Source organism: Chitinophaga sp. 22308 (genome assembly GCF_052045305.1).
Classification (GTDB): Bacteria; Bacteroidota; Bacteroidia; order Chitinophagales; family Chitinophagaceae; genus Chitinophaga; species Chitinophaga varians_A.
Genome location: NZ_JBQEOP010000007.1, coordinates 109500 through 133167, shown reverse-complemented (window position 1 = coordinate 133167; position 23668 = coordinate 109500). Strand labels below are relative to the sequence as shown.

The following is a 23668-nucleotide window of genomic DNA, read 5'->3' as shown; positions in this document are numbered from 1 at the left end:
GGCCCATCGGCATGTTCATAGGCGCCGAAGGAAACAAAATGGCGGTACACTCCATCAATTAAAGCAAATGAAAATATCTGTACTGCATTTCCTGAAAGACCTGGAAAAGAACAACAACCGGGAATGGTTTACCGCGAATAAAAACAGCTATACCAGCGCCCGTGAAGACTGTGCCTCGTTCGTGGAGGAGCTGATAAAGGAAATGTCCGGATTCGATCCCTCAATCGGTAACGTGGACGCCCAAAAATCACTTTTCAGGATATATCGCGACACCAGGTTCTCTGCTAATAAAGATCCTTACAAAACCAATTTCGGCGCCAGCATTGGCTCCGGCCATGCAGGTTACTATCTCCACATCCAGCCCGGGCAGTCCTTTCTGGCCGGCGGCATTTATATGCTTGACAATACGCAACTCAAAGAGCTCCGGAAAGAAATTTCATATAATGCTGACGCATTCAAAAAGATTATACTTGGAAAAAATTTCCGTGACCATTTCGGAGGTTTGAGTGAAGATGATAAACTCAAACGTGTTCCTTTGGGCTTTGACAAAGATGATCCCATGGCGGAATACCTGAAGCTGAAACACTTTGTGGCCGTGCGCCCTGTTACTGATAAGGAGCTGCTGGAAAACGATGCTCCTAAAAAGTTTGCTGCCATATACAAATGCCTGAAACCGCTAAATGATTTTCTGAACGCTCCCTTTTTGTAAAATTTAGCAGGTTGCCAAAAAAAGTTTCATTTTTGCAAGTGATATTGATTTATGGCAAAAGCACCCGAATCGCTCGAACAGTTTTACAGAGATAAGTTTGGCAGCTTATCGGAGGACCTCCAAAAGAACATCGGACAGTTCAATGTTTTCAGGATTGAAGACAGGGTCCGTAAGGGCGTTACTTCGCCCAGTTTTATCCGCCGGGACTTCTTTAAGATCATGCTTTTTCAGGGGGACAATGTGTTCCACTATGGCGACGAAAGTATTCCGGTAAGCGGGAACACCTTATTTTTTTTCAATCCGCTGGTGCCGTACACCCACGATCCTTTGCATCCTGATACCGGCGGCTATTTCTGCGTGTTCAGGGATGAATTTTTCAAGGAATACGCGCGCCTGAACGTAAGCAGATTGCCTTTGTTTACCATGGCATCGAAGCCCGTATTTGGCCTGGACGATGAAACCACGAAAGAAGTAAAAAGTATTTTTGAAAAAATGATCCGGGAGCTGGACTCGGACTACGTCTTTAAGTACGAGCTGATCAGGAGCTACGTCAGCGAACTAATTTATTTCGCGATGAAGCTCCAGCCGGCGAATAATTTATATGAGCATCCTGATGCAGCCTCCCGGATCACCGCGGTATTTACAGAACTGCTGGAACGTCAGTTCCCTATTGAGTCCGCATCGCAACGGTTTGAACTGCGCTCCCCGAAAGCCTTTGCAGAAAGACTTTCCATTCATGTCAATTATCTCAACCGGGCCATCAGGAAAACCACGGGGCGCACCACTACCGAGCTTATCTTCGAGCGCCTTACCGCAGAAGCCAAAGCCCTGCTAAGGCATACCAATTGGAACATTGCCGAAATCAGCTACGTGCTGGGTTTCGAAGACCAGGCACACTTCAACAACTTTTTCAAAAAACAGACCTCCATGAATCCCTCCGGCTTCAGACAGGTTTGAATTTAACAAATAATGGTTTGTATCCCACAAAAACCATGGCTATCGACGCGGTAACTTTGCTCTTAAAAGAAACTTATGAGCGACACAAAAGTCTGGTACATCACCGGCGCATCCAAAGGAATGGGACTGTCCCTGGTGAAAGATCTGTTAGCACAAGGCCATAGCGTGGCTGCCACCTCAAGGTCCACCACGGCACTGGAAGCATTTAAATCGTATGGCGACAGTTTTTTGCCGTTACATGTTGACCTGAAAAACGAGCAGTCAGTGGCCAGTTCACTTCAGCAAACCGTAGAAAAATTCGGCCGGCTGGACGTAGTTGTCAACAATGCCGGCTATGGATTGGGCGGCGCGCTGGAAGAACTTACCTCCGCAGAAATCGAGGAAAATTTTCAGGTCAACTTTTTCGCCGTGGTACGGGTGATACAGCAGGCGTTGCCTTACATGAGAAAACAGCGGTCAGGGCATATTATCAATATCTCTTCCATTGCAGGCTTTGCGCCGGGCATCGGATGGACCGTGTATTGCGCCGCTAAGTTTGCGGTGAGCGGCCTTAGCAACGCCCTGGTAACGGACCTGAAGCCGTTGGGAATTCATGTGACCAATGTAATGCCGGGCGCCTTCAGAACGAATTTTGCCGAAGCAGATTCTATCGCGTACCGCCAGCGTCACATAGAGGACTATGCCCATTTAAGGGAATACCATGATAAGATCAGCAACATGAGCGGCGCCCAGCCGGGCGATCCGGATAAGATGGCAGCTGTCTTCCTGAAACTGGTGGCTAGTCCCAATCCCCCCATGGACCTGTTTCTGGGCAGTGATGCATTCAATCGCGCCACCACCAGGATCACGCAATTGCAGGCACAAATGGAAAGCCGGAAGGAAGATACATTTTCAACTGATTTTACAGCCTAGCGTATTCATTGCATCTCCCTGCCACAGGCCCGTTCTAATGCCAGTCATGAAAACAATAGCGGCATTGACGGGCCTGTGGCGTCCTGGCAATTTTGTGGCACTTCGGACAGAGATTTAAGGGCAACTCATGCCGGTGTTCATTCCATACACGTTTTATAATACTGTCTTTCAATGCCTGATTACCATCTGCTATCATGGTCAATATTCTTGGATCGTCACTGATCCATCCTTTTTGCCGCATGATGGCAAGAATTGATTCAGACTGCGTGTTGAAACCATAACTGATGGCCTTCTTCGAGTCTAACTCATCTTCCGTCATAAATTTCTCACAGTACCGATAAATATAGTCTTCCAGTTCGGGGTATAGGGTATCCATTTATTGTTTGTATTGAGTAAATGTAACGTTAGTTTTTTATTTTTGTCACCAACTAATTATAACCTATACAACATGATAAACTTAAGTAAGTTAGCCCTATCGGTAGCTACACTCCCATTACGTTTTTTTTCGCAAAACCCGGCTATCCGTTGCAAGGTAAAAAGCAGCCTGTTACTGGTATTTATTTTTCCCTTGTGTCTTGCAGGCTTCCGGGCCGGCGCGCAAAACCCTACCATAGTAGGTCATATGTATAACGCCAACACCGCTAATTACGCATGGATCAAACTTGGCACACTGACGATGCCACAGGAAGGTTCAACTGCTACTATCCGTTTCCATGGAGGCACCGGTTATAACGCAGGGATAACCCAGATGGGACAGACAGAGCTGTACATCCGTACCAGTAACGGATCTTCTATGGTCAACGGCTTTCCTTTCAGCGCGTATGCTACACGCACCGGTTATATAGCACCTGTATCTCTGATAAAGATCATCCCCAATGTAGCCGGGGCGGCACCTACCTCCTATGATATTTATATTTATCATGGTGGTTATGTTGGTTACTCTATTTATGAAGTAGTAACGATTAGCGGCGCCTATCAGCGATTGGAGCAAATAACTGCCGCTCCCACGCAGGGATATGACGTTCCGTTTAACCTCACGGTGCAAAATGATGTCAACCTCTCCAATGCACTGCGTACCAACTATACCACCGGTAATGTCACGATTGGCTATCCCACAAAAAAATCACAGCTGATGGTTAATGGTGATGTTTTTGCGAACAAGGTAAAGGTGAGCACCGACAACTGGCCGGACTATGTATTTAGTCCTGAGTTTGAGTTACGCCCTATTTCCGACTTGGCACGCTATATCACGGAAAACAAACACCTGCCGGATTTACCAGCCGCAAAGGAAGTAGAAACACAGGGACAGGATGTTGGAGAAATCAATAAAATCCTGGTAAAGAAGATGGAGGAAATGAGCCTGTATATTATTCAGCTGGACAACCGGATGAAGGAACTGGAAGGAAAACTGAATCAGAAAAAATAACCGGGGAAGTTTGTTTAAAAAAGGATGTCCCGCCATCATATGGCGGGACATCCTTTTTATCGCTGATACACCTATTTAACCATCCATTCCTGAATGCCGGAGGAGTTCTCCGATGACAACTGCACTTCTATTTTTAACGCGGTGGTTCTTACCGGGTCAAATCGCACCACGTTATACTGGTCTTTCGCGGTGCCGTAACTACCGGCATTTTGCACCGGTATCCATTCATTACCCTTTTTGTAGTATAGCTTCCAGGAAGCGGGCACACGGCAACCACCGAATGGACCATCATCGTACCAGTACACACTGGAAGAAGAGATAGTGTACTCCTGGTCAAAATCATACTGTACCCATTCTGCTGTACCTTGTTTGGGCCACCAGTGAAAATACAGGGTGCTGTTATCTTTTGAATCCCTGGGTTCAAACTGGTCGTTCAGAGCCATGTACATTTTTTTGTTAGGCGCAGAAGCGCTGACTTTACTTTTAGAAGCGATGGTGGGCGCAGGTTTGGGACGGGCGGCGGCTTCTTCAAAGGGAATCCACACGGTCATCTCCCCCGGGCCACGGTTGGCCCAGGCATAATATGGTATAGCCGTTACCGTTTGGGCCGACTTTACCAGCTCCTGGCTGTTCAGCTGCCGGCTGGCGGACATTCCTTTCATTTCCAGCACCGTGACGCCATTCAGTAGCGAAGGCTTATAGACAGCATGCACCGCCGCATTTTTATCGACGATGATGTTCTGCACCGTGGCATCCTTGTTGTCAGGCGCTTCCAGGCAATACATCAGCGGGCCGCGTTGCAGTGCGAAACGGCTTTTATCTGCTTCCACGAGGCTGTCGGCCATCACTTTCTGCACTGCTATCGGAAAATCAAGGCTCACCTTATCGTTCGTTTTCCAGGTGCGGTCCAGTACGGCGTAACCTTTTTCCATGCGGTATTGCGCCGGCCGACCGTTCAGCAGGATGCTGATCTTTTTTTGCGGCGTTCCGGGCGCGTCGAAATAGAGCTCTCCCGGTACCGGCTTGTTCTGCGCCCATCCCGGAATACGGACGTGCAGCGCGAAAGCAGTGGCTTTGTCCGGGGCTACCGTGATGTCCGTTCTGCCATCCCATGGATAGTTGGTACGCTGCGTAACTTTTACTTTTCCGGCAGGCAGGGTTATCTCGGCTGTATTGCCAACAAAGAGGTTCACATACAGATGGTTGGCATTTTGTCCATAGATATAACCCGGCATGGAAGGCAGGAAGCGTGTCATATTGGAAATACAACAGGCGCACCCAAACCATGCGCTGCGTTGGTGCTGCCCCATGGAAGCCAGCGGATTAGGATAAAAGAAGTGGTCCCCGCTGAGCGATACGCCGCTCAGCAGGCCGTTGTACAGGGTACGTTCCATCACGTCAATATATTTGGCATCGCCGTGCAGCAGGAACATGCGACTGTTCCAGTACACATTGGCAATGGCCGCACAGGTTTCCGCGTAGGCGGACATATTGGGCAGCTCATAGGCGTGGCCGAACGCTTCGCCGTTACCGGTAGCGCCAATACCACCGGTAATATATAATTTCCGGTCCACCACATCATGCCAGATATCGTCAATGGCCGACAGGTACTGCTGATTGCCGGTCAGCGCCGCCACATCGGCCATACCGGTGTACATATACGCTGCCCTTACAGCATGTCCTACAGCTTCGTGCTGCTCGGTCACTTTTTTATAGGACTGGTTATACTCGCCACTGTTGGGTTTGCCCGGACCCCGTACATCGAGGAAAAATTTAGCCAGGTCGAGATACTCCTTTTTGCCGGTCACCCGGTACATCCTGGTGAGCCCTGTTTCAACGATCTGATGCCCGGGAAAACGCTCTTCTTTGCCAAATCCGAATACGCTCACCAGCAGATCTGCGTTTTTGATGGCGATGTCCAGCAGCGACCTTTTGCCGGTAGCCTGATAATGTGCTACAGCGGCTTCAAACAGGTGACCGGAGTTATATAGTTCATGGCTCAGGTCTTCTTCTTTTTCCCAGCGTTTGGCACCCATCCATTCATGCGGATGCGTTGTTTTCATGGTCCTGAAAGTATACAGGTACCCGTCTTTTTCCTGTGCGGCGCCAATAATGGCGATCAGGGTATCCAGGTACTTGTCGAGCTCCGGGTTTTTCTTCACCTGCAGGCTGTAGGAGGCACCTTCAATCACTTTATACAGGTCTGTATCATCAAAGGTGTACTCGGTCATTTTATCATCCTGAAGTTTACCGGCGGCCCGCAGGAAATTGTCGATACGACCTGTTTTCCGGCATTGCTCCAGGGTGTAGGGGATAGACACCTCGGCATTTACTTTTATTTTCGGCGCCCAGAAATTATCAGACACATGTACCTGCGTGAACGGTACCGGCTGAATGGGATAATCCTGCTTCAACTGCCCTCCGGCGGAGGTGTGCCTGATCATTCTTACCGGACCGTATACAGGGCCGGCGCTGTTATTGGGACGGGCCTGCAGTTTAACCGTTACCGTTTGTTTACCACGGGTAACGGCTACCGGCAACGGGTATATGATTTCATAGAATTTGCTGGCTTTGTATTGATTGAGGTCTTCGGTGGCGACCTTTACGTCATCGATAAAGATATCGAACGTACGGTAACGGTTGTCCATTCCCCAATAGTTGCAGAGGAGACTGTTCTCCATACTGCTGTCCACCTTCATGGTGAACGTGAGCGCTCCCCCGTCTTCGGCTATACGCCATTTACGGCCGTGGTCTTCGCCGGTGCTGCTTTTATCTGCTGTCAGATGGTGGTCCCTCTCCGGCTGCATTTCGCCCAGGCGCAGGATGTCGACGGTGCTGGCCTCTATCTGCTGCTGCCGTCTTTTCTCTGCGGCATATCTTTCCTGTTGAACGGCCCACTCCTGTGGCGTAAAGATGTCCCAGTACACACTGTAATGTTCCTGCTGCACGGTGCTGAAAGGCACCAATTGCAGTTCATTGGGCTGCCCTGCCTGGCGGGTATGGAATACCAGCGGTTGTTGCGGACCACGGATTACCCATTTCGCCGGATTGCGTTCCGGTGTAACCAGTACAGGAATACCGGTAACCGGGTCGGGCTCCTTGTCTCCCAGCACGCCTGCCAGTACCACGGGGCCATACAGCAGTGCTATACGACCGGGATTGTCAGGCATGGCTTCACTGTAAATGCCCATCGGAAGCGTGAGTGTTACCTGGTCGCCATCGTTCCATTTACGCTGCAGGGAAATATAACCATCGGCACCGGCAGTAATGTTCGTTTGTACCTTGCCGTTAACAGATACCTGCATGCCGTCCTTTGCCCACCGCGGCTGGCGGATGCGCAAAGGAAACGAAGCGGATTTGCGTGTATGAATGGTAAACAATACCTTATTGTCTGCCGGCAGTTGGGTGGTTTGTTCTATGGTAACGTTCCGGTCACGCCAGTGCAGGCGGGAAGGGATGAACAGGTTCACATACAAACTACCGTCTGCTCCTTCAAAATAAATGCTTTCACCATACTTCACGTGATTCTCCATGCCAGAGCCTACGCAACAGGTAAACGTATGGAACGAATCACTGAACTCTTTGCGGGCGCCCATTCGCAGCGGAACAAAATAACACATCATGCCATTCTGATGATTTTGTGAAGCGAGGATATGATTGTACAGTCCGCGTTCATAATAATCCATCAGGTTGGCTGCCGGGCGCAGGGCAAACAGGTGCCGCGTGAGCTTCAGCATGTTATAGGTGTTGCAGGTCTCCATGGTGTTGTCCGTCAGTTGGTCGTTCAGTTTGTCCGCCGGCCCCAGGTACTCATAATTGCTGTTGCCGCCAGGCGCATAGGAATGGTGCCCTGTCACCGTGTTCCAGAAGAAAGCCGCGATGGTGCTGTCTTTCCTGTTGCCGGTAAGCTCATAGCGACGGATACAGCCTACCACTTTGGGGATCTGCGTATTGGAATGTTTGCCGGGCAATACGTCCAGTTGTGCAGCGAGGGAATCAAGGATACGCCGGTCATGAAACCGGAAAGACATGTCCAGGTACTTCTTTTCGGCGGTCAGCGCGTAAGTGTTTACCAACACATCGTTCATGCCGCCATATTCGCACAACAACATTTTTTGCACCAGTGAATCCGGGAGATGATCAACGATTGTCCCTGTCCAGTCGGCCATGCCTTTCTCTACCGTCAGCGCTTTTTTATTGCCGCAATAGAAATAGGCGTCCAGCAGGCCGGCCATTATTTTGTGTACAGTGTACCAGGGCGACCAGCCGCCGTTCAGGTCAAATCCACGGGAGCGGATATTACCTGCCGCCACTTGTGCCCATAAAGTATCTTCACCCGGGATAGCGCCCAGGTAGCCGGTCTTGCGGTGCTCCTGGCATACCGCCAGTTCATCCACCATGTAGTTCACCCGGTCGAGAAATCGTTTGTCACCGGTGGCAGCGTATTGCATGGAGCAGGCTGACAGGTAATGGCCGAGGGTGTGACCGGCCAGCCCGGTGGATTCCCAGCCTCCATAACGTGCTGCTTTTTCCTTTAAACCCGCATGATTGCGGAAATCGGCCAGCAGCCTGTCAGGTTCCACTATCAGCAGATAGCCGGCATCGGCTTCCATGGCTTTTTTAAACGGGCCGTCCAATACCTCTACGTCCCGAAGGGAAAAGGTATATGCCTGCAAAGGCACCACCGGCTTCACTTTCACGACAGCATCATGCAGGCCGGGCACATAAGATTGCGCAGCGATATCGGTCAGTCCTGCATGTAACGCCAGCAAAACAAGAAACAACTTCTTCATAACAACACTTACTTGTTTATTTTAACCCTGATCACATAAAAAGACCATGGCGCGATTTCAGTACGGACCGTTTTTCCTTTGACGGTGATGTTCTTTTCCTCGGGAGCAATGCCCACTGGTTGTTCCAGCGAATTCACCGCCTGGAGGCTGTTGCTTCGCAGGATAGTCAGCCGCCCGCTGGCCGCCAGGCTTTTTACGCCTTCCACCGCCACTGCTACCGGCTGGGCCGTGCCCGCCGCATTGACCAGCTTGATCACCAGTTCACCGCTTTTTTCATCTACTACCGTAGAAGCATATACGCTGTCCTGTCCGCTGATCACTTTGTTATCTTTTAATATGGGCACTACCACGGTGCCTTTATTATTGGCGTAGAGTTTTTGCACGTAGTAGTTGGGAGTGCCGTACGCGCGCAGGTTATCGAACCAGATAAGGTCCGGTGCCCACTGCCATCCGTCCACATGTGCCAGCAGCGGTGCATAAGACGCCATCGTCACTACATCGGCATTGCGTTCCAGGCCCGTCATGAACGCTGCTTCCGCCAGGGCGCTCTGCCAGTTATTGCGCTGGAGGCCCTCGGTGCCCCTGCTATGCGCAGCGTATTCGCCGGCGAAGATCTTAGGTCCTTTACGGTCGTAGGCATCATACCGGGCCGCATTGCCGAGGAACCATTCCGGCGGACTATAATAATGTTCATCGAGGATATCCGCCTGTAATTTGCGGAGAGTATCGTTCAGGAAATTGAACTTGTCGCCTGACGGACTGGGGCCAAGACTGTTGACCAGCCTGATGTCCGGGTATTTGTCCTTAATCGCTTTTGCAAACAAGGTATATCTTTCCACGTATTGTGGCCCCCATTGTTCATTGCCCACGCCCAGCATTTTCAGGTTAAACGGAGCCGGATGTCCCATTTTGGCCCTCAGCGCGCCCCATTTGGTAGTAACACCGCCATTGGCAAACTCGATGAGGTCCAGCGCGTCCTGGATGTACGGGTCCAGTTCGTTGACAGCCACCACTTCCCCGCTGTTATACTGGCAGGCCATGCCGCAGTTAAGGATCGGTAACGGTGACGCCCCTATGTCTTCTGCCAGCAGGAAGTATTCAAAGAACCCGAGGCCAAAAGACTGAAAATAGTCCGGCGCCGCGCGGTGCGCAAATTCGGTGTTCCAGCGGTTGATGATCAGTTCACGTTCGCTCACATCGCCCACCGTTTTTTTCCACTGGTAGCGGTTCGCCAGGTCACGGCCCTCCACGATACAGCCGCCGGGAAAGCGGAGGAAGCCCGGATGCAGGTCGGCCAGCAATTGTACCAGGTCGGCCCGGAGACCGTTGCCGCGTTCTTTCCAGGTGTGTTGCGGGAACAGGGATATCATGTCAGCATCTATCCCGCCGCTGCCTGTGAAAGTCAGTTGCAGCTTGCCTTTTGCGGCGGTAGCTGCTGCCGTAAAACTGGCTTTGTATAACTGCCAGCTGTCACCGGCCGGCGATATGGTAGTTGTTCCGATGGTCTTGCCGGCATCGTCCAGCAGGTTTACCGTGAGCTTTACAGCGCTGCCGGGCTGCAGGCGGGCGTACAGCGAGAAGTTATACTGCTCCCCTGCCTTAATGCCCATGCCACGGAAACCTTCATTGACCATGGTAAAACTGCGTGCGGCCGGCAGGGTTATCTTTGCAAAACGAGGGTTGGAGCTGTTGTCCTCCCGGCGATTGACCACCAGTATCTGCCCGTCGGACACGGCGCCTTCCGGGACGGTCCAGCCCATCAGCGGAACACTGAATTCAAAAGATCGGTTCTTTACCAGTTCAGCATAAATGCCGCCGTCGGCGCTGAAGTTGATGTCTTCGAAGAAGATGCCCCACATGTTGGGGGACACCGATGCCTTCACCTCCCCTGCCTTTACCGTGAAATTCAGCGGCTGCTGGGCAGTTGAGGGAAGCGCATAAGCGCCTGTCATAAGTGCCAGTGAGGTAATGATATGTCGTATTTTCATATGCGGTTGTGCCTGTTTTTTTATAGTATACGATATAATACGGTATATCGATGGCTATACTTTAATTGTCATTTAAACAATTATATTATTCCGCAAAAAAAGTGTTCCCCTGGGATGGGGAACACTTTTTTTACACACATTTTTATAATGTACCGTTCCGCTGTAATACATGCGGGTCGGGAACGAAGTTCAGGAAAGCATGGAAGTTGGCATTATATTTTTTCCGGTCGATCTTGTAATACCAGGCGCCTTTCTTTGAGCTTAGCTTGTCTTTGTCTGCCAGCTTTACCAGCAGTTTGGTAGAAAGGACCTTGCGGCTGAAGTTACCTTTATCGAACGTGGTATTGTATACTGATTCGTACAATTGCTGCAATTGAGGAATGGTAAACTTCGCCGGCAGCAGTTCCAGCAACAGCGGATGCAAGGCTGCCTTATAGCGGAGCTTTTCCTTGGCCAGGTCCACCATCTCCTTATGGTCAAAGATCAGGTCAGGATGATGGTTAATAGGGAACCATACGGCATGAAAGTCCTCGTTGAGCTGCTGTTTGTACTTCTGTATGTCAATCAGTGCGGTATAGGCGACAGACACAGTACGCTCCACGGTATCACGGGACGGAGAGCTGAAAGTATGCAGTTGTTCCATATAGATACCATCCAGTCCGGTGAGATTTTTCAGGACCCTGCTGGCTGCCTCTTCCGCACTTTCATGTTCCTGTATAAAACCGCCCACCAGGCTCCATTTGCCTTTACATGGCTCAAACCCCCTTTGTATCAGCAACAGTTTCAGCTCCTGGCCATCGAACCCAAAAATGATACAGTCAACGGCAAATAACAACCTGGTCTGCTGCGAGTATCTCTTCATAAAAACAAATTAGGAGATGAAAGTACAATATATTGACGGGAATTCCCACATCCTTACCAGAACCGGATATACAAAGCAGACAACAGCAATAATATAACGACGATCAGCACAGTGGTAGCCGGTGTGACCCTGAACATGGCCTTGTCCAGCACAAAGGCTTTCGGATTGACTTTCGGTCCTGCGAAACTGATCAGTACCATGACGATCATGGTAAACATAAAGGCCAGTCCCATACAGATGAGGAAAGGTATTTCATAGCCGCCTTTCCCGTTAGGGTAAGCAGTATAGAAAATGGTTTCATGCCCCAATACCGCCGGTGCAAACTGGTTAAAGAACACACACAGCGTAAACCCGGTGATGATACCGGCTACGGCAGCCGCGCCGGTAGTACGTTTCCAGAACATGCCCAGTATAAACATGGCAAATACGCCCGGACTGATAAAACCGGTATATTTCTGGATGAACGTAAATCCGCCTTCGCCGCCTATGCCCAGCAGATCGTTCCAGGTGAAGAGGATTCCCAGCAGCATCGCCGTGATAACGGTGATACGTCCGGTCCACACCAGCTTCGCCTCGGAAGCGTCTTTTTTGATGTATTTACGGTAAATGTCCAGGGTAAAAATGGTGGAGATACTGTTGGCCTTACCTGCCAGGGAAGCCACGATTGCGGCAGTCAGCGCCGCTATGGATAGACCTTTCAGGCCCGAAGGCAGGAAACCCAGGATGGCCGCGTAGGCGCCGTCTTTGCTGGCCAGACCAGGCAGGTGGCCATTTTTCTGCAATACGTAGGCAGCAATACCGGGCAGCATCACGATAACAGGCATCATGATCTTCAACAGCCCTGCAAAGAGGATGCCGTGGCGGGCCGTTTGCAGATCAGCGCCCAGCGCGCGTTGTGTGATGTACTGGTTACAGCCCCAGTAGTTCAGGTTCACGATCCATTGTCCTGCTGCGTACATCAGGATACCCGGCAGCACCAGGTATTTGTTGATATATTCCTGTGAAGAAGCGGTGGTCGGTTTGGCCAGTATCATATGAAAATGATCGGGCGCATCTTTCATCAGCGCATTAAAACCCGCCAGGGCATCGTGCCCCAGGCCAAATTTCTCACTGACAAGCGTCAGCGCCATATAGGTGGTGGCCAGCCCCCCGATGATCAATACCCCTACCTGGATCACATCCGTGTAACCTATCACCTTCATACCTCCCAGGGTAATGATGATGGCAAACACAGAGAGGGCAATCATCACCACATGCAGGTACTCACCGCCCAGTAGTCCGTTGATGGCCAGCGCGCCGAGGTATAAAATAGAAGTAAGGTTAACGAACACATAGAGAAACAGCCAGAAAACAGCCATGATCAGCGCCACGGTTTCGTTGTAGCGCGTCTTCAAAAACTGTGGCATGGTATAAATTTTATTCTTCAGGTAGATAGGTATAAACCAAACCGCGATAATGATCAATGCGATGGCAGCGATCCATTCATAGGCCGCTACGGCAATGCCGACAAAATAACCATCGCCGCTCATGCCGATAAACTGCTCAGCGGAAATATTGGAAGCAATGAGCGAGGCGCCGATGGCCCACCAGGTGAGGGAACCTTCGGCCAGGAAAAAGTCTTTGGTATCGGAATCAGTTTTCTTTTTCCGTCTGTATATCCAGTAACCATATACAGCAACAACAATGAAGTAGATAATAAAGACGATTATATCGCCAGTGGAAAGAATGTTTTGCATAACGGGCTGTTTGTTGGAAGTTGGCATGTGATACCGCAGCATGCATTCCCGGTGTTTTACCGGGAACGCCCGCCGCAAATGGGATTATCGATAACAGACATCGTTCCAGCGAAGCTCATTCCTGAACTCCCGCAGGTCTGTATTTTTGCCGATGAGGGCCAGTTCAATACCTGCCATGTCTGCGAAGTCCTGCATCTGTGCGGCGGTAAGGTTCTGGCTGTAGCAGGTATGATGTGCGCCGCCGGCCAGTATCCAGGCGGTGCAGCCTTGCTTCATGTCCGGGTATGGCTTCCACAATACGCGGGCCACCGGTAACTTCGGCAGGTCCTGTGGCGGCGCCACGGCCTCCACTTCATTGACCAGCAGGCGGAAACGGTTGCCCATGTCCACGATGGAAGCATTGATAGCAGGACCAGCAGCGGAGTTAAATACCAGCCGCACCGGGTCTGCCTTTCCTCCTATTCCCAACGGATGTTTTTCACAGGAGGGTTTACCGTCTGCAATGGACTCACAGATTTCCAGCATGTGGGAGCCAAGCACCATAGGATTGGCCGGATCAAAGTGATAGGTATAATCTTCCATGAAAGAGTTGCCACCGGGCAAACCGCTGCCCATTACTTTCATCGCCCTTACCAGCGCGGCTGTTTTCCAGTCGCCTTCGCCGGCAAAACCGTACCCCGCTTTCATGAGCCGCTGTACGGCAATACCTGGCAGCTGTATCATGCCGTGCAGGTCTTCGAAAGTATCAGAGAACCCTTTAAAATTTCCTTCTTCCAGGAATGTTTTCAGCCCCAGTTCTATCCTGGCCGCGTCTTTCAGTGCCTGGTCCTGCAGCAGTGCGGCAGAAACCGTATAGGCTTCCCCGTATTCCTTCACCAGCGCCGTCACGGCGGCATCAGAGATACCGTTGATGACCTGCACCAGGTCGCCGATGCCATGTGTGTTACAGGAGAATCCCAGCTTCGATTCCGCTTCCACTTTATCGCCATCTGTTACTGCCACGTAGCGCATGTTGTCGCCGAAACGAACGAAGCGTGCGCCCTGCCAGTCGTGCCATCCTGCGGCCACCCTGGCCCAGGCGCCCAGTTCTGTCAGCACTTCAGGGTCCTGCCAGTGGCCGGTGATCACTTTCCGGTTGATACGCATGCGGCTCATCATAAACCCAAACTCTCTGTCGCCATGGGCGCTTTGATTGAGGTTCATAAAGTCCATGTCTATTTCGCTCCATGGGATATCGCGGTTGAACTGCGTATGCAGGTGGCAAATGGGCCTGGACAATGCTTTCAGCCCTCGTATCCACATTTTGGCGGGCGAGAACGTATGCATCCAGGTGATGACGCCTATACAATTGGGCGTGCTGTTGGCTTCCATGCATACCGCGTAAATTTCATCCGCTGTTTTAACAGTGGGCTTATAAACCACGGTAACGGGTATACGGGCATCCTGGTGAAGCGAAGCCGCAATTTCCCGGCTGTGGGCAGCCACTTGTTTTAATGTTTCTTCGCCGTATAAGTGCTGGCTACCCGTTACAAACCAGACCTCGTAGTTTTTCAGATCAATCATGTTCGCTTGTTTTACTGCCCGTAATAGGAATTGGGGCCATGTTTACGTTCAAAGTGTTTTTTGATCAGCGCATCTTTCAGCCGGGGAGCATTCTCGTTGATGGATTCTGTGAGATAGGCCATTTGTGCGACCGACTCCAATACTGCGCTGTTATATACTGCTTTGGCAGGTGTAGCGCCCCAGGTGAAGGGAGCATGGTTTCCCACCAGGACCATTTCTATTTCTTTATAGGACAATCCACGTTCCGCCAGGGTGTTGATAATTTGGAAACCGGTCTGGTATTCATAATCGCCGGCAATCATATCATCGTGCATGGGCGGGGCGCAGGGGATGTCGATGGTGTTATGGTCGGCGTGGGTGGTGCCGTAGATGGGGATATCGCGCTGGCTCTGCGCCCATGCCGTGGCATAGGTGGAGTGTGTATGCACGATACCGCCAATATCTTCCCAGTGCTTATACAATACTGCATGGGTAAGGGTATCAGAAGAAGGGCGCAGTTGTCCTTCCACTGTTTTCCCGTCGAAGTCCACTATCACCATTTTTTCGGGAGATAGTTCCGCATAGGGAACGCCGCTGGGTTTGATGGCAAACACGCCCAGTCCGCGGTCTGCCGCGCTGACGTTGCCGAAGGTGAAGATGACCAGTCCCAGCGCAGGCAGCTGCATATTGGCTTCATAGGCCGCCTGCCGGATATGTTGATACTGTTGCATACAAATTAATCAGTGTTGACGGTGGCGGTGAAAGCCCCTAATGATTTATATTTCCGGTACCTGTTTTCGTATATGCCTGCATAGCGGGCGTTGGGCTGATAGGTGACTTCAAACCCCTGCCCCATGGCTTCCATGGCGTCTTCCACTTTGGGGAAGATGCCTGCAGCCGTAGCAGCGAACATGGCGGCGCCCAGTGCGCAAGTTTGTTCCGAGCGGTGTATCCGTATGGGCATGTTCATAATGTCGGCCATCATCTGCATGATGAAAGGTGATTTTTTGGCCACGCCGCCGATGCCGATCAGTCCTTTCACAGGCACGCCTTCCCTTTCAAAGCGCTCTACGATGGCTTTGGCGCCAAAGCAGGTGGATTCCGCCACGGCGCGGAAAATGCGTGGCGTATCGGAAGCCAGGTTAAGGCCGGTGAGCGTGCCTTTGAGCGACTGGTCCGCGTCGGGCGTACGGCGGCCGTTCAGCCAGTCGATGCCCAGCTCGTCGTGTTCCTGTGGCGGGATCAGCGCCGCCTGTGTGGCCAGCTCGGCGATCATCCTGGCGGAGGCCTCCTGTGCCAGCTTTGCGGCGATCTCCGGAGTGATAAGGGTGGACGACGGCAGCAGGTGCTGTAACGGCCATGCCAGTACATTGCTGAACCAGGCGTAGGCGTCGCCGAAGGCGGACTGCCCCGCTTCCATGCCCATCATGCCTGGTATCACGGAGCCAGGCACCTGCCCGCAGATACCTTTTACCAGCTTGTGTTCCATTTCTTCCATAGGCGCCACCAGCATATCGCAAGTAGAAGTGCCCATTACCTTGCTGAGATGATATGGTTCTATTTGTCCGCCTACGGCGCCCATATGTGCGTCGAAAGCGCCGATGCCGATCACCACATCAGTGGAAAGCCCCAGCCTTTCCGCCCATTCAGGGCAAAGGTGGCCGGCAGCTTCGCCGGCGGTATAGGTCCGGGTAAAAAGCTTTTTGGTAAATCCTGACAGCAGCGGGTCTATGGCCGCGAAGAACGCGTCCGGCGGCAGACCGCAAAATTCCGTAGCAAACAACGCTTTGTGGCCCGCGCTGCAAATGCCACGTTTCATCTGCCGGATATGTTTCCCGCCGGACAACAGAAACGGTATCCAGTCGCAGTGTTCCACCCACGAGTAAGTGGCCTGCCGTACCGCTTCGTCTGCCCGGAGAATATGCAGCAGCTTGGCCCAGAACCATTCCGAGGAATAAATCCCTCCTACATAACGCAGGTAGTTCTGTTGAAAGGTGGCGGCGGTAGCGTTGATGGCCGCAGCCTCTTTCAGTGCTGTATGGTCTTTCCAAAGCACGAACATGGCATTGGGATTATCCTGGAAAGCCGGTGTGAGCGCCAGCGGCGTACCCGTTTCATCTACCGCTACCGGCGTGGAACCGGTAGTGTCCACCGAGATGGCTTTAATGTTTGCGGCAGCTCCCGGGCCTGCCTGCTGCAGGCATTGCCGGATGGTGGCTTCCAGTCCTTCTATATAATCCAGGGGATGCTGGCGGAACCGGCTTTCTGCTGCGTTGCAGTACAGTCCGTCCTTCCAGCGCGGGTAATAAAATACAGCTGAGGCAATTTCATTTCCACTGTGTACATCCACTATGATCGCGCGTACCGAGTCGGTACCGTAGTCTACTCCTATTACCCAGGATGAGCTCATATTAATTATTTGATTGACATTTATTTAAAAAGGCAGCAATAATTGGCAGGTATTATCTCCCGTGGAAAACATCAGGCCGAGGTATGACTGTGCATACATAACGGCGGCGTCTTTTCATAACATGGATCTAAAAACCGGTACAGCATCTATTCTTTTGCTGTGACAATTCAAAAAAACAAAATAATTGTCACATTTACAATTAAAACATCAAAAAAAACTTTTAAAAAAGATAAAACATTGAGCTGCAAAGCATTTCCGGTAGCATTTTGTATCCCCACGGTACATAATACCCAAAATAAGAAGCGCCCCAAAAGAGGCGCCTCTGTTAACAGCTAAAGTTTAAAACATAGGGATTGTCAGCGTATTCATCTTTCGCATCTAATCTGAACACCTGGCAATCAGGACTTTTTTCCGGCTTTATTGTCTGGTTACGGCAGCTTCAGCTGCTGCACGGTACTGTATATCCTTTCCGCCACCCCGGAGGTTTTTACGCCGATCCGTGCGTAACAGTATTTTTTGTTATACAAACTGAGCAGGTTCAACTGCTTTACCCTGTCGGCACTGCTGCTATATTTGGACGCCTTTAAACTGACTTTGGCGGTCAGCTGTGTTCCGGTGGCCAGGGGCGATACATCGGTCAGTTCTATCTGGTTGATGGCGTCCACAAATTGTGTGGCTCCCACATACAGCGTGGCAGATTCCAGTGTTTTACCACTGACCACCTGGCTGATAGTAAACGTGGCGGTAACACTGCTGTCTGCCGGCTGATAACTGAATGTAGTCCCTCCTACGGTGAAAAACGGGGTCACCGCCAGGTCAATCTCCGTACTGCCGTTCACGTTCACATCAATGGAATCGGTATTGTCCTGCCATGGACCGTTGCCCCGCAGTAATGTCAGCTTGTACTGCCCGTTAAACAACACGGCCTGGAAACGGCCGTCCTGGTCGATGTACACGGGTATCTTATTAAACAGCTGGTACCCGTGCTGCCACAGCTCCACCTGTACCCCGTTGGAACGAAGGCCCAGGGCTTCCTTGTTATACACTACACGGCCTTTGAGGATGGAGGAAGGAGGATCATAATTGTCTTTTTTGCAGCCGGCCAGTATGGCTAACAGGGCCAGCAGCGTGACTATATTTCTCAGTAACATGATCATAAGATTAGTGATTGGGATTGGGTACCAGTTTAGGATTGTTGTTGATCCACGATTGATCTATCTGTGAATAGTAGTTGCCGATGCGGAAGAAACGCGGCGCCCGGAAACGGGGCGGCAGCACTTTATCGAAAACGTACTTACCGTCTCTGGCCGGGTCTCCGGGCTTCACCACGCGATAGGGATACAGGCCGTACACCATATCGTTGGGGTTACCGGCATCGCCATTCCAGAGTTTGTCTGCTATGCGCCAGCGTTTCAGGTCCCAAACGCGGTGGTCTTCAAATGCCAGTTCTACCCGGCGTTCGTTCCTCAGTTTGTCGATCGTCAGCATCGCCAGGCTGTTGGCCGGGAAACCCGCCCTCTCCCGCAGCTCATTGACATAAGTGAGCGCTTCAGACATCTGTCCCAGTTCCAGCGCGGCTTCTGCGGCATTGAGATATATTTCTCCCAACCGGAAACGTACCCACCAAACCGTACTTTGAATACCGCGTGTACTCGTGCCCGTGCCGGCATCAATGAACTTACGGAGATAAAAACCCGTGGTGCTTACTTCCTGGATGTCGCGGTGGGGACCGGCGCTTCCTACCAGCAGTTTGCCGTCCGTCCAGTTCGAACTTAAGTCCGCCCCTTCGATGGTATTAAACCGGTTGGCAGCGGCATCCCAGGCTTTTACACCAGCCTGCATTTCAATGGTCTGCCCCTTGAAGCCGGCGCCGGGATAGATCACTGTGCCATACAGGCGCGCATCTTTATTGGCAAAAATGTCTTGCGGCTTATCGTAATAAATGTAGTCGGAATTGTCCGCTGTCCGCGTTTTTAAGGTGCCGGGCGTACCATCGAGATACTCAAAACTCTCTACCAGTCCCAAAGACGGCGTAATACCGGAAGAGGACAGGTTATCTTCCCGGATATTGCGAACAATATTGTCGTAAGAGAACAAGTGTCTTTTGGTAGGATTTAAAAAGTCCTGCACAAAAATGGCTTCCCGGTTGGCGATTTTATTGACCACCGCCTCATAGAAATTCTCGCCCTTATTGGGATTGTTACGGTACAGCGAATAAAAACCGCTGCTGATAATTTCTTTGGAAGCGCTCAGCGACTGCTGGTAGTAAGCATCCGCCTTCGATGCCGGGATGCCCACCTCGCCATTGGGCAACGTGATATTGACATTGCCGGCGATGTTATTGTATTTGGCGAGCGAACCGGCGTATAACATCGCCCGGCTTTTCAGGGCCAGCGCGGTATATTTGTTGGCGCGGGTATTGCTGGCCGACTTGTTGGAGCCTGTGTTACTAATAATATTGCCCAGGTCGCCCTGGATGGCGTCCATCTCGGCGGCAATAAAATCATACACTTCACTTTCTTTGGCACGGGGCATCTGCAGCGGCGTAGGATCGCCGCTATAGTCATATATCAGCTGTTTGGTGATCAGCGGCACGCCGCCCATTCTTTTGACCATTTCGAAATAAACATACGCCCGCAGGAACCGCAGCTCCGCCGAAAATTGTTTTTTCTGGTCAGCAGGCAGACTGACACTGTAGCGGTCAATACCTTCAAGGGCCAGGTTAATGTCCCTGATCAGTTCATATTCCCACAGCGCCCAGCGGTTATACGGATAGGTGGTGATATTGTTGCGGCCATCGTTGCCGGAATAGCCGGACCACATGGCATCGTCATAATCGGCCATATTGGCCCAGTTGCCGGTCATGCCCATATCGGTAGGGAGACGGTCATAATAATTCGCCAGCAATGCCAGTATCTGTTTAGGATCGTTCCACACCTGTTCTTCCAGCAGGATGGTCTTGGGTTTCCGTTCCAACCAGTCTTTTTTACAGGCCGCCCCGAACAGCAACAACAGGAGCATCATCATGTAATAGGCAGTATTTTTCATCAGCGGACTGTTTTATAGTGAGAGATTAAAACCAAAAAGATAAAGCTTCTGCTGTGGGTAAATCAGTCCGTTGGAGCTGGCCACCTCGGGGTCTATCTGATAGGCGCTGAGATTGTCTATCGAAAAAAGATTAGACGCAGAGGCATATACACGCAGTTTTGAAATACCGGTACGTTTCAACAGCTTTTGCGGGAAGCTGTACCCCAGCTCCAGTGTTTTCAGCCGCAGGTACCGTACGTTCGTGACCCAGAAATCGTTGCGCCGCGTATTATTGTTACCACCTTTACGGGTAGCGGGGAACTTGCCGGGAATCCATTCACTGAAAGGATTGTACGGGTCTGCCCGGTGCCAGCGGTCGCTCAGCATATAGGCGGGAGAGTTACCATTGTTCTGGAAAGGATAACGCAGCTCCCAATCGCGAAAATAGGACTGCATGCCTGCTCCTGCGAAATCAAACGCCAGGTTAAAACCTTTCCATTGCAGATTGCCATTGATGCCGTAGGTAAAATACGGGAGTGCGCCCTCCGCATAGCCGATTGGCCTTTCATCCAAATAGTTGATGATGCCGTCGCCGTTCACGTCTTTGTAAATGAAGTCACCGGGCAGCTGTGTCCTGTTGCCTTGTTCATCGTTATTCACCTTGTAATTGTCGATTTCCTGCTGGGACTGGAACCGGCCGATCACTTCGTATCCCCAGTTGATATTGCCCCAGCGGTTTTCGTAGGAATTGCGGTATTCATCCCAGGAACTGCCAAAACGCGGTTTGTAGCTGCTGATGTCCCTGCGACGGGCGATGGTACCGTTGATGCCGATGGAATAATTAAGATCGCCGGCTTTGTCCTGGTAGGTGATCATACCGTCCATACCGCGGGTAGCATCTTTATTGAGATTTTCCAGGGGCAGCCCGTACCCTACTTCATTAGGCAGCAGCACATCGTACCGGGCGGCAGGCAGACCGGTGCGCAGCCGCTCAAACACGTCAAACTGACCGGTGATCCTGCCCCGCAGCAGTGTAACGTCAATGCCTATATTTTTTGAATGGTTCACCACCCATGACAGGTTAGTGATGGGCAGGCCGCGCGGACGGATACCGTTGACATAACTACCGTTGAACACTGCGCTGCCCTGGTTGAAGTTATATCCGCTCAGGTAGGTGAACATGGTAGGTGGCGTGCCCAGTCCCAGTTCGCTGCCCGTTTGCCCGTAGGAGGCCCTTATCTTGAGGTCTGTCACCACAGAATTCAGTCTGCTGTTCTGGAAGAAAGGTTCCTGGGAAATACGCCATCCCAGGGACACGCCGGGAAAAAATCCCCATCGTTTGTCCGGTGCATAGAGGAAAGAGCCGTCATAGCGGCCCAGCATCTCCAGCAGGTATTTCTGTTTGTAGTTGTAGTTGATACGGCCTACATAACCGGCACGCGCCTCCGTAGCCCATGAATCGTCGAGATAGTCCAGGTTGGCCAGCTGCATTACCGGAATATAATCATTCGGCGGAACGGTATGCAGGGCGAGGTAATCGTTCTCCATGTCCGAACGTTCATAGGCTGCCACGGCGGAAACAGCATGCGCTCCCAGCTGCTTGTTGTAGCTCAGCTGTAATTGTGCAAAGCGGGATACGATATTCCGCTTGTGCTTTTCGCGCCAGGGATTCTGGTTGCCGCCGGTAATACGATAACTGTCGGTGGCAGGGTCATATGTATAGGAATTGTACGTGTATTCGAAGCCATCAAAGTCTTCATTGGTAAAATTGTAGGAATACAGGCCTTTGAGCACCATGCCCCATTTGAAAGTATATTGCGCATTGACATTCACATTCACCGCACGGAACAGTTCATCGATGTAGCCGGTTATATTGTCTTTGTACGTGGCCGGATTGATATTGACGCTATGGCCGGTATTGATGTAGTTGGGATTGTCGTTGGCATAGAGCGGTTCTGTGGGCCACATACTGGAAATACTCAGCAGCGGGTTGAAATAATCATCCAGTCCGGGCACGCCGACGTTATGTCTTTTTTCAATGCGGGCGCTGATTTCCGTGCCTACTTCCAGCCCTTTGGCCACGCTGCCGTTGAGATTGGCCTGGAGATTGGTGCGTTGGAAGTTAAAGTCTTTGATGATGGCGTCCTGCCGCATGTGGCTCAGTGACAGGTAGTAGTTGGAACGTTGCGACCCTCCGGAAGCGTTCATGCTCATATAATACTGTGGCACGTTAGGCCGTGTCACGGATTTAAAGTGATCATAACTTTTATATCCTTTTTCGGTACCGGCCTCCCATTTGGCCAGTTGCTCCGGCGTATAGATCAATGCTATGTCTGAAGGCGCGGCATTGCCGGCGTTCTGAGCGGCTTCGAGCTGTCCGCGCACATACTGCCCTGCATTGGCCGGACGCGGATAACGTGTAAAATTCTGCAGCCCGTAATAACTGGAGAAATTGATGGACGTTTGTTCCCGCCGTTTGCCTTTTTTTGTGGTCACGAGCACTACGCCATTGGATGCACGTAAACCATATATAGAGGCAGATGCGTCTTTCAGCACGGTGATGCTCTCAATATCTTCTATGGTGAGGTTGTTAAAGAGGTTCTGCCCGGAGATGCCTGTGTTAAAGCCGAAGGCAGTGCTGCCGTTGTTGGTGCTGTAAGGCACGCCGTCTATCACATACAGCGGATCACCGAGGTTCCTGATCTGCAGCGAGGTACCATTGCCCGGCCTGGAATCAGTAGCGCGGAAAGTAACGCCCGCCACTTTGCCTACCAGCGCGCTGGTAGCGGCTACTGCCGGCGTTCTCACCAGGTCAACCGAATTGATGCTGCTGGTAGCGCCGGTAACCGTGGCTTTCTTTTGCGACGTATAGCCTACCACGATCACATCGTTGAGCGTGGAAAACTCATCGGACAATACCAGGTTTATCGCCGAGCCTTCGGCCGGCACCGGTCTTTCCTGTGGCTTGAAGCCGATGGAGGAAAAAATGAGCACGTTGCCAGCGGCGGCAGAGAGGCTGTACCGGCCGTTGGCATCAGTGTGAGTGGAGGCTGTGCCGTCTTTCACACGTACGGTCACGCCGGCCAGCGGCTCACCTTTTTCACTGCGGACAGTGCCTGTAATAGTTTTCGTGGATGCCGGCTGCTGTCCAAAGCCCAGACCAGGCAGGAAAAACAGGGCGCAGGATATCATCACCAGCCACAAAAGGGCAGGCGGAATTTTTTTCATCATGGAATTTGAATTTTGAATAGGTCAATAGTTCATATCAGTCTGGTTGACAATTAATGGCATAGCTACATGGCTCTC

Annotated in this window: 15 protein-coding genes; 4 read left to right on the top strand and 11 right to left on the bottom strand. The window is 51.4% G+C overall.

What is annotated here, in order from left to right; all coding sequences use genetic code 11:
- Positions 1–67: 67 nt before the first annotated feature.
- The 3 genes from ACTJJS_RS26475 to ACTJJS_RS26465 all read left to right on the top strand — a co-directional run bounded on the left by ACTJJS_RS26475 (position 68) and on the right by ACTJJS_RS26465 (position 2578).
- The gene (locus tag ACTJJS_RS26475) at positions 68–709 is read left to right on the top strand and encodes a DUF2461 domain-containing protein (RefSeq protein WP_440666351.1); all 642 of its coding nucleotides are present in this window, start codon (positions 68–70) and stop codon (positions 707–709) included.
- Between the two features lie 51 nt (positions 710–760).
- A complete protein-coding gene (locus ACTJJS_RS26470; protein ID WP_440666350.1) occupies positions 761–1666 on the top strand; it encodes a helix-turn-helix domain-containing protein in 906 nt (301 codons plus the stop codon).
- A gap of 75 nt (positions 1667–1741) precedes the next feature.
- On the top strand, positions 1742–2578 hold the full coding sequence (locus ACTJJS_RS26465; RefSeq protein ID WP_440666349.1) for an SDR family oxidoreductase: 837 nt from the start codon (positions 1742–1744) through the stop codon (positions 2576–2578).
- A gap of 34 nt (positions 2579–2612) precedes the next feature.
- Here ACTJJS_RS26465 and ACTJJS_RS26460 read toward each other — a convergent pair whose 3' ends face one another.
- Complete coding sequence (locus tag ACTJJS_RS26460; RefSeq protein ID WP_440666348.1) at positions 2613–2954, bottom strand: hypothetical protein; 342 nt, start codon at positions 2952–2954, stop codon at positions 2613–2615.
- Positions 2955–3026: 72 nt separating this feature from the next.
- Between ACTJJS_RS26460 and ACTJJS_RS26455 the strand changes: the two genes are divergently transcribed.
- Positions 3027–4004, top strand: coding sequence for a hypothetical protein (locus ACTJJS_RS26455; RefSeq protein ID WP_440666346.1), 978 nt, complete (start codon positions 3027–3029; stop codon positions 4002–4004).
- A gap of 71 nt (positions 4005–4075) precedes the next feature.
- Here the strand turns inward: ACTJJS_RS26455 and ACTJJS_RS26450 are convergent, their stop codons facing one another.
- The 10 genes from ACTJJS_RS26450 to ACTJJS_RS26405 all read right to left on the bottom strand — a co-directional run bounded on the left by ACTJJS_RS26450 (position 4076) and on the right by ACTJJS_RS26405 (position 23593).
- On the bottom strand, positions 4076–8797 hold the full coding sequence (locus ACTJJS_RS26450) for a beta-L-arabinofuranosidase domain-containing protein (protein WP_440666344.1): 4722 nt from the start codon (positions 8795–8797) through the stop codon (positions 4076–4078).
- 8 nt (positions 8798–8805) lie between these two features.
- On the bottom strand, positions 8806–10785 hold the full coding sequence (locus tag ACTJJS_RS26445; RefSeq protein ID WP_440666342.1) for an alpha-L-arabinofuranosidase C-terminal domain-containing protein: 1980 nt from the start codon (positions 10783–10785) through the stop codon (positions 8806–8808).
- A 142-nt stretch (positions 10786–10927) separates the two neighbouring features.
- Positions 10928–11647, bottom strand: coding sequence for an NUDIX hydrolase (locus ACTJJS_RS26440; protein ID WP_168874021.1), 720 nt, complete (start codon positions 11645–11647; stop codon positions 10928–10930).
- A gap of 53 nt (positions 11648–11700) precedes the next feature.
- A complete protein-coding gene (locus ACTJJS_RS26435; RefSeq protein ID WP_168874020.1) occupies positions 11701–13383 on the bottom strand; it encodes a sodium:solute symporter family transporter in 1683 nt (560 codons plus the stop codon).
- An 84-nt stretch (positions 13384–13467) separates the two neighbouring features.
- Positions 13468–14946 carry an L-arabinose isomerase gene (gene araA / locus ACTJJS_RS26430; RefSeq protein WP_440666341.1) on the bottom strand — a complete coding sequence of 493 codons (1479 nt, stop codon included), beginning with the start codon at positions 14944–14946 and terminating at the stop codon, positions 13468–13470.
- An 11-nt stretch (positions 14947–14957) separates the two neighbouring features.
- Positions 14958–15656, bottom strand: a complete 699-nt coding sequence (locus ACTJJS_RS26425; protein ID WP_440666339.1) for an L-ribulose-5-phosphate 4-epimerase — start codon at positions 15654–15656, stop codon at positions 14958–14960.
- A gap of 5 nt (positions 15657–15661) precedes the next feature.
- On the bottom strand, positions 15662–17335 hold the full coding sequence (locus ACTJJS_RS26420) for a ribulokinase (RefSeq protein ID WP_440666338.1): 1674 nt from the start codon (positions 17333–17335) through the stop codon (positions 15662–15664).
- A 428-nt stretch (positions 17336–17763) separates the two neighbouring features.
- The gene (locus tag ACTJJS_RS26415) at positions 17764–18486 is read right to left on the bottom strand and encodes a DUF3823 domain-containing protein (protein WP_440666336.1); all 723 of its coding nucleotides are present in this window, start codon (positions 18484–18486) and stop codon (positions 17764–17766) included.
- Positions 18487–18496: 10 nt separating this feature from the next.
- Complete coding sequence (locus tag ACTJJS_RS26410; protein WP_440666335.1) at positions 18497–20383, bottom strand: RagB/SusD family nutrient uptake outer membrane protein; 1887 nt, start codon at positions 20381–20383, stop codon at positions 18497–18499.
- A gap of 12 nt (positions 20384–20395) precedes the next feature.
- Entirely contained in the window at positions 20396–23593 is a 3198-nt protein-coding gene (locus ACTJJS_RS26405) for a SusC/RagA family TonB-linked outer membrane protein (RefSeq protein ID WP_440666333.1), read from the bottom strand.
- Positions 23594–23668: the final 75 nt, after the last annotated feature.

Bases quoted from the DNA above. Each gene is read 5' to 3' on its own strand.
- ACTJJS_RS26440 (WP_168874021.1), bottom strand. From the start codon at position 11,647: ATGAAGAGATACTCGCAGCAGACCAGGTTGTTATTTGCCGTTGACTGT.
- ACTJJS_RS26415 (WP_440666336.1), bottom strand. From the start codon at position 18,486: ATGTTACTGAGAAATATAGTCACGCTGCTGGCCCTGTTAGCCATACTG.
- ACTJJS_RS26410 (WP_440666335.1), bottom strand. From the start codon at position 20,383: ATGAAAAATACTGCCTATTACATGATGATGCTCCTGTTGTTGCTGTTC.
- araA (WP_440666341.1), bottom strand. From the start codon at position 14,946: ATGATTGATCTGAAAAACTACGAGGTCTGGTTTGTAACGGGTAGCCAG.
- ACTJJS_RS26405 (WP_440666333.1), bottom strand. From the start codon at position 23,593: ATGATGAAAAAAATTCCGCCTGCCCTTTTGTGGCTGGTGATGATATCC.
- ACTJJS_RS26420 (WP_440666338.1), bottom strand. From the start codon at position 17,335: ATGAGCTCATCCTGGGTAATAGGAGTAGACTACGGTACCGACTCGGTA.
- ACTJJS_RS26450 (WP_440666344.1), bottom strand. From the start codon at position 8,797: ATGAAGAAGTTGTTTCTTGTTTTGCTGGCGTTACATGCAGGACTGACC.
- ACTJJS_RS26460 (WP_440666348.1), bottom strand. From the start codon at position 2,954: ATGGATACCCTATACCCCGAACTGGAAGACTATATTTATCGGTACTGT.
- ACTJJS_RS26425 (WP_440666339.1), bottom strand. From the start codon at position 15,656: ATGCAACAGTATCAACATATCCGGCAGGCGGCCTATGAAGCCAATATG.
- ACTJJS_RS26435 (WP_168874020.1), bottom strand. From the start codon at position 13,383: ATGCAAAACATTCTTTCCACTGGCGATATAATCGTCTTTATTATCTAC.
- ACTJJS_RS26475 (WP_440666351.1), top strand. From the start codon at position 68: ATGAAAATATCTGTACTGCATTTCCTGAAAGACCTGGAAAAGAACAAC.
- ACTJJS_RS26465 (WP_440666349.1), top strand. From the start codon at position 1,742: ATGAGCGACACAAAAGTCTGGTACATCACCGGCGCATCCAAAGGAATG.
- ACTJJS_RS26470 (WP_440666350.1), top strand. From the start codon at position 761: ATGGCAAAAGCACCCGAATCGCTCGAACAGTTTTACAGAGATAAGTTT.
- ACTJJS_RS26445 (WP_440666342.1), bottom strand. From the start codon at position 10,785: ATGAAAATACGACATATCATTACCTCACTGGCACTTATGACAGGCGCT.
- ACTJJS_RS26455 (WP_440666346.1), top strand. From the start codon at position 3,027: ATGATAAACTTAAGTAAGTTAGCCCTATCGGTAGCTACACTCCCATTA.